Source organism: Desulfobaccales bacterium (assembly GCA_041648175.1).
Lineage (GTDB): Bacteria > Desulfobacterota > Desulfobaccia > Desulfobaccales > 0-14-0-80-60-11 > 0-14-0-80-60-11.
In genome coordinates, this window is sequence record JBAZPO010000006.1 from 28,672 (window position 1) to 42,881 (window position 14,210).

Genomic DNA, 14,210 nt, shown 5'->3' on the forward strand with positions numbered 1-14,210 from the left:
AATAATTTCTCTCAAAGTCCCAAAAAATCCGGAGACGCCGCACCTGCCCCTTTTCAAGGATAGAAGATTCTTATGAGCCCTTTTTTCCAGGCACAGATGGATTATATTTGCTTTTTCTACGGCCTGGCCTTTGTCGGTCTGGGGGTGGTGTGCTACATCCTCTCCAAGGAGGTCAGTCAACGACTTCCCTGGAAATGGCTGGCCCTCTTCGGCCTAATTCACGGATTATACGAGTGGTTGGGCCTTGTGGCCCTGGCCTGGCAGGCTGGGGTATGGTTTGCGGCATGCCGCTGGGCCATCCTGGCCGCATCTTTTCTCTTCCTGGTGGAATTCGGCCGTCTCAGCCTCAGTCGCCAGCGAGACCGGATGCCGGGGCGCTGGGTCTTGGGTATCCTGGTCTTGAGTGCGGCCATGGGTGCGGTCCACGGCTTAAGCGGCTTAAATGTCACCACCCGGTATGCCCTGGGTCTGGTGGGCAGCCTGTGGGCCGGATGGGCTTTATATACGGAAAGTAGGCAGGGCGGTCGTCGGCAGCGATTCTGGCTCCTGGCTGGTGGTGTGGGTCTGATGCTTTATGGCCTGGCTACCGGAGTGATTGTTCCCCAGGCCCCGTTTTTCCCAGCCATCCTGGTAAACTATGAAACCTTCGCCAACTTCGCGGGTCTGCCCATCCAATTGGTGCGGGGCTTGTTGGCGCTGTGGATCTCCGCCATGATCGCGGGCTACTTTCAGATATCGTGGCCGGTGGAATACGAACAAAGCCACCGGGTCCGGGCTCGATATCTGTATGGCGCGGCTGCGGCTCTGGTGGTCATCCTGGCCGCTGGTTGGGTTTTGACTCAATACCTGGGCGATGTGGCCCGCAAGCAGGTCCTCAAGGACGCCGCCAGTGATACTAATCTCATCATCCAGCGCTTGTTGTTCGAACTGGAAGGAGCGGATGCTGCGGTAAAAGCCATGTCAGGCTCTCCCTGGATCGGCCCGGCCTTGTGGTCGAGGTCACCCCAGACCCTAGCCCAGGCTAACTCGGTGCTGGACCGATACCAATCACGATTCGGGGCCTCCCCGGCATATATCCAGGACCAGACTGGCACCACCATCGCCTCTTCCAACCGAGACGCCCCGGACAGTTTTGTCGGCCATAATTATGCCTTTCGGCCCTATTTTCAACAGGCCATGGCGGGCAAACCGGGCCGCTATTTCGCCCTGGGGGTTACCACGAAAAAGCGGGGATTTTATGCCGCGTACCCGGTGCTTGATCCAACCGGAAAGATTGTGGGAACCGCGGCCATAAAAACGACCTTGGATACTTTTCAGCACGACCTGCGATCCAGCGGTCCCGCCTTCCTCATTTCTCCCGACGGGGTGATCTTCCTGAGCAACCGTCCCAGTCTGGACTATCGTAGTTTGTGGCCGGCTGATCGGCCTGATAAAGATGCACTAAAGGCCCAGTATGGGACGGTCGATTTTGAGCCCATTTTCCCCCGGCCCCCTGAGGATGGAACCACCGTCAAAATTAACGGGGAGAGTTATTTATTTTATCGGCAAGGCATTGCCTCCGTTGCGACGCCAGGCTGGGCTTTGGTATTGTTGGCTTCGGTCAAAATGATCGTGTTTTACCGCCTGCTGGGTATCGCTACGGCATTTACCTTTGTGGTCTTGGTCTTGATCTATGCCGGCACTAACCTGTCCATTCGGGAAGGCGCCAACCGTATCCTGGCATCCGAGTCCCGCTTTCGGGCCATGTTTGACGCAGCCCCTGAGGCGGTTTTTGTCCTTAATGCGGAAACCGGCACAATTATCGACGCCAATCCCTTCATGGCCCGCTGGCTGGGCTACGACCTAAAAGAACTCGTCGGCCTGGAGATCAACCAAATCCGGGCTCCGGGGTCTCTAGAGCCTCGGGAGGAATGTGTGTGGGGGGGGACAGAAGGGCCGAATCCGGCGCCAGGTTCCCGCTATCGCAAAAAAGATGGGACTTTGGTGGATGTGGAGTGCACCGCGGCCAAGATCCTCCATGGGGATCATATCCGGGAGATCGTCTTTGTCCGGGATATCACCGAACGCAAAAAGGTGGCGGCCGACCTGGTTTGGGAAGCCATGGTCAACTCTGCCATAGCCGATTTGTCTAAGTCCCTGATGACCTCATTATCTTTAGAAGACATCGCTTCATTAGTTAACGGGCATGCCAAAAACCTCACCGGGAGTAAGTTGGCTTTTTGTGGTCATATTAATCCCGTGACGGGGGCCTTGGTGGTGCCGGTCATGACCGGAGAGGGCTGGGAGTCTCGCCGGACAGAGGCTAAGCCTTTGGAGTTTCACGAATTTGACGGTATCTTAGGTTGGGCCCTCAAACATGACCAGCCTCTCCTGGACAACCATCCTGATCCGGCACCCAGCGCCACAGGCACCCCGGGGGGGCCCCCCATCCACCGGTTTCTCTCAGTCCCGGCTCTGATTGAAGATCAGCTGGTTGGTCTCATCGCCCTGGCCAATGCCGACCGCGACTACACTCCCCGGGACCAGGAACTCTGTGAACGGATGGCCATGCTCTACGCCCAGGCCATCCATCGGCAGCACATGGATGAAACCTTGCGGGAAAGCGAAGTCGGCCTCCAGACCATCCTGGATCACGTCCAGACCGGGGTTTTGCTCATTGATCCGGCAATCCATGTCATCGTGGACGCCAACCCGGTGGCCGTGGAGATGATCGGCGTTCCCAAGGACCAGATAGTCGGTTCAGTCTGCCATAAGTTTATCTGCCCCAAGGAAGTGGGACAGTGCCCTATCACCGATTTGCATGAAACCATAGATAATTCCGAGAGAATTTTGCTGCGCGCCGATGGGACCAGTCGCTGGATCATCAAGACCGTGGCGCCGGTGTCACTGAAAGGCAAAGAGTATCTCCTGGAAAGCTTTGTAGATATCACCGAGCGGCGGCAGTGGGAGGAGGCCGTCCAAACCAGCAACGACAAGCTACAAGTCCTGGTAGCCCAGGTCGAGGAGCAGAACCGCACCATGACCCTCGCCAATGAAATGGGGGATATGATGCAGGCTTGCCAGGCCTCGGAGGAAGCATACGGGGCTATCGGATATTTCATGCCCAGGTTTTTCCCCGATGACTCAGGGGCCCTCTACCTGCTCAATAACTCCCGAAACCTCTTTGAATCGGTGGCCACTTGGGGCCAGACGACACCGCTGATATCGGTCTTTGCCCCGGATGACTGTTGGTCGGTGCGCCGCGGCCGGCTTCATAAGGTGGATAATCCCCGGGAAGCCTTCTTGTGCCGCCATGTGTCCTCGTCCTGCTTAGGCGGCTACCTGTGTGTGCCTCTCGTGGCTCAAGGGGAGACCCTGGGGGTCTTACATCTGGAATCGGGCCCCCGACCCGAAGAGCAGGCGGCCGACGTGGCGGTGCCGAAAGAACAGTTGGCCTTGACGGTGGCCGAAGACATGGCCCTGGCCTTGGCCAACTTGAGACTCCGGGAGACGTTGCGGAGCCAGGCCATCCGTGACCCCCTCACCGGCCTATTCAACCGCCGCTATATGGAAGAAACCCTGGACCGGGAATTGAAGCGCTCCACGCGCACCGGGAGCCCCATAACGGTGATCATGATGGATCTGGACCATTTTAAGGACTACAACGACACCTTCGGTCATAATGCCGGGGATGAGCTCCTGAGCGCTCTGGGAAATTTGGTCAAAAGCGAAATTCGAGGGGAGGACATCGCCTGTCGCTATGGGGGCGAAGAATTCTTGCTTATCATTCCGGGGACCTCCATGGAGGTTGGGCTGGAACGGGCCGAACTTCTACGCATGGCGGTCAAAGAGATGCATGAGCATCATGGGGGTTTGAAACCTATCACTCTTTCCCTGGGCGTGGCCGTCTATCCGGTCCACGGCTCAACCGGATTGGACCTTATCCTGGCTGCCGATGCCGCCCTCTACCAGGCCAAACGAGCCGGCCGGGATCGGGTAATCGCGGCCGCAGACCCTTTGGAAACCCCAAAGGCTATTCCCATCGCCCTGCCGACCCACACTGAAGGTTACCCGAACGACTGAGTTGGAAGCAACTGCCACCTTCATCAAAAATCTCCCACCTGGTTTGACGGTTGACATTTATTGCTTGATTTTCAGCCGATGACTTTGATAGATTGAGATTATTTTCTCAAGCACCCTAAACTCTTGGGATGAGATTAGAGGCCGGTGGCGGACTAACCACCACGTGCCTCTGTTGATATTATCTAAAGCCGAACCTCATAATGGAGGGCGAAAAAACTATGCCTCCGTCGACTCTGACGATTAATGGCACAACCCTTACGTTCGATCCCGGGCAAACTGTTCTCGCCGTTGCCCGTGAGGCCGGCATCTCGGTGCCTACCTTATGTGATTACAAAGACACGCTTCCCACCGGAGCCTGCCGCGTCTGTGTGGTCGAGGTGGAAGGTGCCCGGACCCTGCTTCCGGCGTGCGCTACCCAGGCGGCCCCGGGGATGGTGGTCCAGACCGAGTCGCCCCGGGTGGTGGCGGCCCGCAAGACGGTTATCGAGCTGCTCTTGGCCTCGGGCAATCACCAGTGCCTGGTGTGCGAGGCCAACGGCGAGTGCGAGCTTCAGGCCCTGGCCTATCGCTATCAGGTCACTACTCCTGATTTTGCCAACCCTCCGGACACCCCGTATTATTATGAAGATAATAATTATATGATCGTGCGGGATTTTTCGAAGTGCGTCATGTGTGGCCGATGCGTCCGGGCTTGCAATGAGCGCCAGGTCAACCAGGCCATCGCCACCGGCTACCGGGGCGCGCATAACAAGATTGTGGCCTGCGGCGATTATCCATATATTAATTCCGATTGTGTCTTCTGTGGCGAGTGCGTCCAGGCCTGCCCGGTGGGGGCGCTTTTGGATAAGCAGGCCCGGTTCCAAGGGCGTCCCTGGGAACGCACCCAGGTGCGCACCACCTGCCCCTATTGCGGGGTCGGCTGCCAGTTGGACGTCCACGTCAAAGATAATCGCATCGTCAAAGTCACCGGCGCCGATGCCGTCCCCAATAATGGCAAGCTCTGCGTCAAGGGGCGCTTCGGTTGGAGTTTTGTGGATCATCCCGACCGCCTGCAGACGCCTCTCATCAAAGAAAATGGCGCCTTCCGGGAGGCCTCCTGGGATGAGGCCCTGGATTTGGTCGCCTCCCGCCTGGGAGAGATCAGGGATACCGCGGGCCCGGAGACCATCGGCGGCTGGACCTCCGCCCGGGTGACCAACGAAGAAAACTACCTGATGCAAAAACTTATGCGCGCGGTGATCGGCTCTAATCACGTGGATCACTGCGCCCGTCTCTGACACAGCTCCACGGTGGCCGGGCTGGCCGCCTCTTTTGGCTCCGGTGCGATGACCAATTCCATCGCCGAACTGGAGAATTCCGATTGTATCCTGGTTACGGGCTCCAACACCACGGAGACCCATCCGGTTATCTCGACCTTTATTAAGCGGGCGGCGCGCCTGAATAATAAAAATATTATTGTTATCGAACCGCGACGTATCGACTTGGTGAAGCATGCGGCCATGTGGCTGCGGCAGCGTCCCGGCACCGACATCGCGGTCATTAACGGCCTGATGCATGTCATCATCAACGAAAACCTGCACGATCAGGCCTATGTCGCCGAACGTACGGAAGGCTTCGACGCCCTCAAAGAAACGGTGGCCAAGTATACCCCCGAATATGTGGAACAGATCAGCGGCGTGCCTGCCGCGGACCTGCGGCGCGCTGCCCGGCTGTACGGTTCAGCCAACGCGGCCGCCATTGTCTATGCCATGGGCATCACCCAGCACACCGTCGGCACCGATAACGTCAAGTCTCTGGCCAACCTTTCCATGCTCTGCGGCAACGTCGGGATTGAAGGCGGCGGCGTCAACCCCCTGCGGGGCCAGAACAACGTCCAGGGAGCCTGCGATATGGGCGGTCTGCCCAACGTCTTTTCTGGGTATCAGCCGGTCACCGATGCCAAGGCCCGGGCCAAGATGGAAACTGCCTGGGGGGTCAAGAACTTGCCGGATTGGGTCGGCCTGACCATGACCGCGATGGTGCCGGCCATCCCCGAAGGCAAAATCAAGGCCCTGTATATCGTCGGGGAGAATCCGGTCGTTTCCGATCCGGATTCCGACCATCTGGTCAAGGCGTTCCAAAAGTTGGATTTTCTGGTGGTGCAGGACATCTTCCTCACCGAAACCGGCCGGCTTGCCGACGTCGTGTTGCCCGCCACCACCTTCGCGGAAAAAGATGGCACCTTTTCCAATACTGAACGGCGGGTGGCCCGGGTGCGCCAGGTGATTCCGCCGATAGGCGACTCCCGGCCCGACTGGCAGATTATCGCCGAGATTTCCCGGCGGCTGGGTTACCCCATGGACTATGTTAATCCTGAAGCAATCTTCGAGGAGATTCGCCAGGTTACGCCCTCCTATGCCGGTATCACCTATGCTCGCCTGGAAACCGCGGGCGGCTTGCAGTGGCCCTGCCCCACCCCGGAGCACCCCGGCACCGTTTATCTACACCGGGGCCAGTTTTCCCGGGGCAAGGGAGCCTTCTTCGCCATTGAACACCGCGACCCTGCGGAAATGCCCGATGCCGAATACCCTCTGATCTTGACCACCGGACGGCTCCTTTACCAGTACCACACCGGTACCATGAGCCGCCGGGCTCCGGGTTTGGAAGAAAAGGCTCCGGAATGCCGCATAGAGGTTGCGGCTCCGGACGCCATCAAATATGGCATCGGCGACGGCGAAGCGGTGCGGATCAAGACCCGTCGGGGCGAAATCGTCGCCCGGGCCCAGGTGTCGTCCAAAGCCGTAGTTGGAACCGTCTTTATTCCCTTCCACTTCATCGAGGCGTCGGCGAATAAGTTGACCATCGCCGCCCTGGACCCGGTGGCCAAGATCCCGGAATACAAAGTCTGCGCCGTGCATATCGAAAAAGCGTGATCTAAGGGGGAAGCAACCCAAAATGTTAACAAGTCTTCACACCTTTTTTGACCGCGATTGTTGGCCTGCGGTTAGGTCGAGAAGACTTGAAGCAGGGTACCAGTCTTAGGCTTCAGCGACGTGAGTTACCCCGATAACCCCTGACCAATATGGAGGTCAAAGCACCATGGTCCAATGCCATTGCGCGTCTCAAAATAACCCGGAAATCAGTCAGGAAATGTGGATTAAAATCGATAGCATCATCGATCAATACAAAGATAAACCCGGTAATTTGATGCCGGTTCTGCAAGAAGTTCAGGAAGCCGTGGGTTACCTGTCGCCATCGGTGCAAAATCGCATCGCCACCGGCCTCAACGTCCCTGGCAGCGACATCTTCGGGACTATGAGTTTCTACTCCATGTTCACCTGGGAGCCCAAGGGGAAATACGTCGTCAGGATGTGCGTGTCCCCACCGTGCCACATCAACGGCTCCGAGAATATGCTCCAGGCTTTGCAGGAAGAACTGGGCGTCCAGGCGGGCCAAACCACCGCGGACGGCCTCTTTACCCTGGAGTTGTCGGCTTGCCTGGGGGTCTGCGAAGTGGCCCCGGCCATGCAGATCAATGAGATCGTCCATGGCCCACTGACCCGGGACAAGATCAAACAGGTTTTGGCCGACTACCGGGCCGGCAAGGCCGCGGACTGGCGCCAACTGCCTTATTCCACCAATGATTATCGCAGCTACAAGCCCGGTCCCTTTGAGCCGGTGCTCATGGATAACGTCGGCCTCATCGACCCCATGGAAATCCAGCCTTATCTGGATCGGGGCGGCTATGCGGCCCTGAAGCAAGCCGTGACCACCATGACCCCGGAGGCGGTCGTCGAAGAGGTCAAGACCTCTGGCATCCGGGGCCGGGGCGGCGCCGGCTTCCCTGCCGGTCTGAAATGGTCGTTCACCCGTCCCCTCGCCGTTACTCCCAAGTATGTTGTCTGCAACGCCGACGAAGGGGAGCCGGGCACCATCAAAGACCGCTATCTGATGGAGGGCGACCCCCACAAGGTCCTGGAAGGCATGGCCATTGCCGGTTACGCCATCGGAGCCAGCCAGGGCTATATCTACTGCCGGGGCGAATACTACCTGTCCAAGTATCGCCTGAATCAGGCCATCAAGCAGGCCACGGCGAAAGGGTTCCTGGGAGAAAAGCTCTTCGGCACCGATTTTTCTTTTAATGTGGAGGTGCGTTCCGGCTTCGGCTGCTACATCTGCGGCGAAGAAACCGCGCTCATCGAATCCGTGGAAGGCAAACGGGGTTACCCCCGGTTAAAGCCCCCCTTCCCCGGCGTGGCGGGTCTGTGGGGCAAACCCACCGTGGTGAACAACGTCGAGACCCTGGCCAGCGTGCCGGCCATCCTCAAACGGGGCGGGGCCTGGTATAAAGGCCTGGGCACCGCGGACACCGCGGGCACCAAGATTTACCAGATCATCGGCCGGGTGCAAACCCCCCAGATCGTGGAAGCCCCGGTGGGGATGACTTTGCGGGAGTTGATCGACACTTACGGCGGGGGGCTCTTACCCGGCCGCAGCTTCAAGATGTGCCAGACCGGCGGGGCGTCCGCGGGCCTGGTGACGCCTGAGTGTTTGGATGTGGTCATGGACTACGGCTCCCTGTCCAAGGCCGGTGGCGCCTTAGGCTCCGGCACCATGCTGGTGATGGATGATTCCACCTGCGTCGTAGATTTCCTGCGGTCGGTGGCCGTGTTTTTCGCGCATGAATCCTGCGGCCAGTGCACCCCATGCCGAGAAGGCACTCCTCGCCTGCTTCAGACCCTCACCCGCATCAGCCAGGGCCAGGGGCGGATGGAAGATCTGGCCTTCCTGGAGCGGCTGAGCTGTACCCTGCTGGATGCTTCATTCTGTCCCCTGGGCCAATCCGCCGGGGTGCCGTTGATGAGCGCGCTCAAAAACTTCCGCCCGGAAATTGAGGCCCACATCCAGGAGAAGAAATGCCAGGCCGGGGTCTGCCGCTGTAGTTAAAAAGGAACTGAACTGATCGTCGGCCCCCGAACCGATAACTTAAGAAAAATCCTGTCTGCCTCCAACCCTTCTGGGTTGGAGGCTTTTTTTTCGCCTTGACAGATCATCGAGGCGTACCTACCTTATCGATAATTATTCTTTATAAATAATGATTAGCTATACTCATTGCCAAAAGTTTTTTCTTATTAACCCCTCACCCTACCCTCTCCCACCAGGGGAGAGGAGAATTAGAGGAAAAAACTTTTGGCAAGTGCTATATATTATTGAAAAATTTGCCGATAGCGGATTACCGAGATATGGCCGATCCACAAACCCGTTTAGATGAGATGCTGGTCCGGCTCAAGGCCAGGAAATTCCGGATTACTCCCCAAAGATTGGCCATACTCAAAATCCTGGCCGCAAGCGATGATCACCCAAGCGTAGAGCGCATTTATGAGCAGGTGAAGGAGAATTTTGCCACCACCAGCCTGGCCACGATTTACAAAACCGTTATGCTGCTCAAGCAGTTGCACGAGGTCTTGGAGCTTGGTTTTCCGGATGGCAGCAATCGTTATGACGGCAACAGACCCTATCCCCATCCGCACGTCGTCTGTCTCAAATGCAAACGGATTATGGATCCGGATCTAGGGAGCACCGCAAAACTCGCGGCCGAGGCAGCTTTGCAGACGGGTTACAAGATTGTGGACCATCGCCTGGATTTTTTCGGCATCTGTCCGGAATGTCAGGAAAAAGAGCAGAATAAAAAGTAAATTATGCCCTGTCGGGTGACCCCGGCAAGAACGGCGAACCAACGACAACGAGCTACATCAGGCAAGGAGGAAGCCCATGACTAAGGAAAAAGATAAGTTAACCACTGCCTTCGGCATCCCTGTGGCCGATGACCAAAACAGCATGACCGCGGGCGAGCGGGGACCGGTGTTGATGCAGGACGCACATCTGTTAGAGAAGCTGGCACATTTCGACCGGGAGCGCATTCCCGAGCGAGTGGTGCATGCCAAGGGCGCGGGCGCGGGTGGCTACTTTGAGGTGACCGCGGACGTGACCCGCTACACCAAGGCCAAATTTCTCTCCCAAGTTGGGAAGCGCACCGAGGTCTTCGCCAGGTTTTCTACCGTTGGCGGCGAAAAAGGTTCAGCCGACGCCGCCCGTGACCCCCGGGGCTTTGCGGTCAAATTTTACACCGAGGAGGGCAATTACGATTTTGTCGGCAATAATACCCCGGTATTTTTCATCCGGGACCCTCTCAAGTTTGCCGACTTCATCCACACCCAGAAGCGGCATCCGGCCACCAACTACAAGGACGCCGACATGTTTTGGGACTTTCTGTCCCTGACTCCGGAGTCCATTCACCAGGTCACCATTCTTTTCTCCGACCGGGGCACGCCGGCCACCTTCCGCAACATGAACGGCTACAGCAGCCACACCTATAAATGGTATAACGCCGACGGCGGCTACGTCTGGGTGCAGTATCATTTCAAGACCGACCAGGGCATCAAGAACCTCACATGGCAGGAGGCCTTGCACTTGAGCGGCGCCGATCCCGATCACGCCACCCGGGACCTGTTTGAGTCCATCGCTCGGGGCGATCATCCGTCCTGGACCCTGGAGATGCAAATCCTGACGCCGGAGCAAGCCAAGGATTTTCGCTGGGATATCTTTGATATCACCAAGGTCTGGCCCCATAGCGAAGTGCCGCCCATCAAGATCGGCAAGCTGGTTCTGAACCGTAACCCGGTAAATTACTTTGCTGAAGTTGAGCAGGCGGCCTTTTGTCCTGGCAACGTGGTCCCGGGCATCGCCATTTCCCCGGATAAGATGCTCCAGGCCCGGGTATTTTCCTATCACGACACCCACATTCACCGGTTGGGACCCAACTACCACCTGATCCCGGTGAATGCGCCGAAATGCGCCCCGGAAACCAGCTACCAGCGGGACGGCTTTATGCGGGTGGACGCGGGCGGCGGCAGCGGGCCCAATTACTGGCCCAACAGTTTCGATGGGCCGGCTCCGGACCCCACGACGGGCGAGCCTCCCTTTGAGGTGTCGGGTATGGCGGGACGACATCCTTTCACCTTTCCCAACGACGATTTCGTCCAGGCCGGGAATCTATACCGCAAGGTCATGACCGACATGGACCGGGACCACCTGGTGGGTAACATCGTGGAGCACCTGGGCAATGCGGCCAAACGCATCCAGCTGCGGCAGACCGCCGTGTTTTTCAAGGCTGATGCCGATTATGGGAAGCGGGTAGCCGCGGGGTTGGGCCTGGATGTGGCCATGGTTGAGCGCCTGGCGGGCATGTCCCACAAGGACCGGGCCGCGGCCACCGCAACGGGCACCTTGCCTTGAGGCGCAGCAATACTTATAAGGATATATACGGGTGATAACGGGACCCGGTGACCGGGAATGACCCACACTACTTTTGAGAGAAACGGAGGGTATATGGCGAAAAAGAAGTTTATCGTGCATGCGGAGTGTCCGGCGTGCGCCTGCGGGGATATCTCCTTTTTGGGGCCGGAGAAGCTGAGGGAGAAGTTCATCGGGGACGAAAAAGAGATCGATATCCTCTGCCCCATGTGCGGCACCAAGACCAAGGGCAAAGGGAAGATGGAAGAGGAGAAGTAGCCGAGCCTGGGGTTACGGACCAGCAGCCGGATGCAAGGCCCGGGGGTCGGTGAGACGACCCTTGGGCCTTTGTTTTGGCCGGGCGAACTTTCCGTCCAAAACGGGTAAATTACCGGGACGCGGGTTCCCAGCGGCCGGCCGCGGGGGCGGATTTGACCCCGGGGGGTGAGGCGGCCTCGTGGGCCGAAAGTCTCCGGAGCGGGGGCGGGGTTTCCGCCTCATGGGCAGGGATGTAGTATTTCCGGGCTTCGGGCAGGAAAGCCTCGAGTTCGCGGAGGCGGCTGGCGTCGGTGGGGTGGGTGGACATGAACTGAGGCATATTGACTTTCTTGTCCTTGGTCATCATGCGTTTCCAGAATTCCAAAGCCTGGGCCGGGTCGTACCCCGCCTTGGCCATGAGGATGAGTCCGATATGATCGGCCTCGTATTCATGTTTCCGGCTGTAGGGCAGGAGGATGCCGTACTGGGTCCCCAGGCCGTAGCCTGTCATGATGGCCTGGCCGGCGACGGGGCTCATGCCGCCCAGGGCCGCTCCCAGCCCGATGCCCCCGACCTGGGCCAACATCCCCTGGCTCATGCGCTCCCCGGCATGGCGGGCCAGGGCGTGGCCCACTTCGTGGGAGATCACCGTGGCCAGACCGGTTTCGTCCTTGGTATACTTCAGGATGCCGGTAAATATGCCTACTTTGCCGCCGGGCAAACAGAAGGCATTGGCCTCCTTATTGTCAAAGACCACAAACTCCCAGCGATAATCGGGTCGCTTGGCCGCGGCTGCGACGCGCTGACCTACCCTCTGCACTTCGGCGTTAATGGCCGGGTCCTGGGAAATTTTATACTCGCGCTTGATCTGCCCGAAGGCCTGGTACCCCATGCTGGTCTCGCTGCCTTCGGAGGTCAGCATAAGCTGGCGCCGGTCGGTGTAGGGCGCGCGCGCGCACGCTGCCACCAGGACGGTGAGCCCAATAATGAAAAAGAGGAGCACATTTCGGGATATCGGGAGCATGGCTGCTCCTTAACCAGGGAAAACTACCGGCCCGAAGGGAACCGGCAGCGGATAACCTCAGGGTTATGTTATACAAATTTTAATATATTGGCGCATAATTGCCAATATTTATGACAGTGCTGTCGGGAAATAGGTGGATACGCAGGTCCCCCCGATAATTGCATCAACTCGGCATGAATTAAAAATGGCATGAAGGAGAAAAAGTGGCGCGACCGGTTTATATCGCAGTGATCGGCGGGAGCGAAATCAGTGCCGAACTGGCCGAACTGGCCCGGCAGGTTGGCCGCGAGGTAGCCCGCCAAGGGGCGGTGCTGCTGTGCGGCGGGCTGGGTGGGGTCATGGCCGCCGCGGCCCAAGGGGCCAAGGCAGCCGGAGGGGTCAGCCTGGGGATTCTCCCCGATGGGGACCATAGGGGCGCCAACCCATACCTTACTTACAGCATCGCCACTAACCTGGGGCACGCCCGGAACATGCTGATCGCCCACAGCGCCGACGCGGTCATTGCCGTGGACGGCAGCTACGGCACCGTGTCTGAAGCGGCCATCGCCTTGAAACTGGGCAAGCCGGTGATCGCCCTAGAGGTGACCTGGGATTTACCTGGCCTGCAACGGGCCAACAGCGCCGAGGCAGCCGTGGCCCTGGCCTGGGAGAGGCTTCAAAAGCGGTAGGCGAAATAATTTTTCGATAGACTTGATAAGGTAGCTAACCCAGGAAATGAGCCGGCCAGCACGTCCGAAATTGCCTCAGAAACTTTTTTCCGCCTCCTGGTGGCTAATCCGCCAAAAATAATTATGTTGAATTTAACCTGATCGTCGTAAAGATTAACGCCAGGTGGCAATGTGGCCGAATTGACCGGCAAAACCTTGATCATCACCGGGGCCTCTCTGGGGATCGGGCGAGCCCTGGCCCTGGAACTGGCCGGCCTTCGGGTCAACCTGGTCTTAAACGCCCGGCACACGCCGGCTCTGCAGGAGGCGGCGGCCGCGTGCGCGGCCCATGGCATCAAGGTGAGCCCTTGCGCGGGCAATGCCGCAAAGTCCGGAACTGCCACTGAGTTAGTGAATCAGGCGACTGCCCTGGGCAGCTTTTACGGCTTCATCCATGCCGCCGGGGTCCTTAACCCCGGTCCCTTGCTGTGGGAGTTGTCTGAGCGTGAATTCCAGGAGATTTTGGACTCCCACGTCACCGCGGCCTACCAGCTTATCCGGGCTGCGATCCCCACATTGCTGCAGCACGGGGAAGGGCTGGCGGTCTTTTTCGGCTCCGGCGCGGCTGAGGCTAATATCCCCGGCATCGGCGCCTACTGTGTGGCCAAGGCTGCTGAAGAGCATCTGGCCCAAGAATTGGCTGCGGAAGCGCCTGCCATTTTAAGCTTCGTCTTCCGACCGGATGCCACGGAAACTCGGATGCAGCGACAGGCCCGAAAATCAACCGGCGGGGGTGCAGAGAACCTGCATCGCATTTTTGGCGGTTATAAAGACCGGGGACAACTGGCCACCCCGAAGGAGGCGGCACGGGCTCTGGTGCGGATTCTGACCAATCGTCTCCGGCGATTCCAGAAAAATATTATGGACTGAGGCGCCAGCGGAACAGA

General features: G+C 58.4%; 9 protein-coding genes. 8 read left to right on the plus strand and 1 reads right to left on the minus strand.

Annotated features, from left to right (window positions below; all coding sequences use genetic code 11):
- Positions 1 to 72 precede the first annotated feature (72 nt).
- From WC600_07340 to WC600_07365, 6 genes are all read left to right on the plus strand, one after another.
- Positions 73 to 4,062 (plus strand): diguanylate cyclase, encoded by a 3,990-nt coding sequence (locus tag WC600_07340; GenBank protein MFA4902544.1) that lies wholly within the window; start codon positions 73 to 75, stop codon positions 4,060 to 4,062.
- 218 nt (positions 4,063 to 4,280) lie between these two features.
- A complete protein-coding gene (fdhF, locus tag WC600_07345; GenBank protein MFA4902545.1) occupies positions 4,281 to 6,974 on the plus strand; it encodes a formate dehydrogenase subunit alpha in 2,694 nt (897 codons plus the stop codon).
- Between the two features lie 166 nt (positions 6,975 to 7,140).
- Entirely contained in the window at positions 7,141 to 8,988 is a 1,848-nt protein-coding gene (gene nuoF, locus WC600_07350) for an NADH-quinone oxidoreductase subunit NuoF (protein ID MFA4902546.1), read from the plus strand.
- A gap of 296 nt (positions 8,989 to 9,284) precedes the next feature.
- A complete protein-coding gene (locus WC600_07355; protein MFA4902547.1) occupies positions 9,285 to 9,737 on the plus strand; it encodes a Fur family transcriptional regulator in 453 nt (150 codons plus the stop codon).
- A 76-nt stretch (positions 9,738 to 9,813) separates the two neighbouring features.
- The gene (locus tag WC600_07360; protein MFA4902548.1) at positions 9,814 to 11,337 is read left to right on the plus strand and encodes a catalase; all 1,524 of its coding nucleotides are present in this window, start codon (positions 9,814 to 9,816) and stop codon (positions 11,335 to 11,337) included.
- A 93-nt stretch (positions 11,338 to 11,430) separates the two neighbouring features.
- Positions 11,431 to 11,613 carry a hypothetical protein gene (locus tag WC600_07365; protein ID MFA4902549.1) on the plus strand — a complete coding sequence of 61 codons (183 nt, stop codon included), beginning with the start codon at positions 11,431 to 11,433 and terminating at the stop codon, positions 11,611 to 11,613.
- Between the two features lie 109 nt (positions 11,614 to 11,722).
- Here the strand turns inward: WC600_07365 and WC600_07370 are convergent, their stop codons facing one another.
- Positions 11,723 to 12,616: a M48 family metallopeptidase gene (locus tag WC600_07370; GenBank protein ID MFA4902550.1), complete on the minus strand. Its 894-nt coding sequence runs from the start codon at positions 12,614 to 12,616 to the stop codon at positions 11,723 to 11,725.
- A 203-nt stretch (positions 12,617 to 12,819) separates the two neighbouring features.
- On the opposite strand from WC600_07370, the gene WC600_07375 reads away from it, so the two are divergent.
- Positions 12,820 to 13,284 carry a TIGR00725 family protein gene (locus tag WC600_07375; protein MFA4902551.1) on the plus strand — a complete coding sequence of 155 codons (465 nt, stop codon included), beginning with the start codon at positions 12,820 to 12,822 and terminating at the stop codon, positions 13,282 to 13,284.
- A 171-nt stretch (positions 13,285 to 13,455) separates the two neighbouring features.
- On the plus strand, positions 13,456 to 14,193 hold the full coding sequence (locus WC600_07380; GenBank protein MFA4902552.1) for an SDR family NAD(P)-dependent oxidoreductase: 738 nt from the start codon (positions 13,456 to 13,458) through the stop codon (positions 14,191 to 14,193).
- Positions 14,194 to 14,210: the final 17 nt, after the last annotated feature.

Bases quoted from the DNA above. Each gene is read 5' to 3' on its own strand.
- nuoF (MFA4902546.1), top strand. From the start codon at position 7,141: ATGGTCCAATGCCATTGCGCGTCTCAAAATAACCCGGAAATCAGTCAG.
- WC600_07370 (MFA4902550.1), bottom strand. From the start codon at position 12,616: ATGCTCCCGATATCCCGAAATGTGCTCCTCTTTTTCATTATTGGGCTC.
- WC600_07355 (MFA4902547.1), top strand. From the start codon at position 9,285: ATGGCCGATCCACAAACCCGTTTAGATGAGATGCTGGTCCGGCTCAAG.
- WC600_07360 (MFA4902548.1), top strand. From the start codon at position 9,814: ATGACTAAGGAAAAAGATAAGTTAACCACTGCCTTCGGCATCCCTGTG.
- WC600_07365 (MFA4902549.1), top strand. From the start codon at position 11,431: ATGGCGAAAAAGAAGTTTATCGTGCATGCGGAGTGTCCGGCGTGCGCC.
- WC600_07340 (MFA4902544.1), top strand. From the start codon at position 73: ATGAGCCCTTTTTTCCAGGCACAGATGGATTATATTTGCTTTTTCTAC.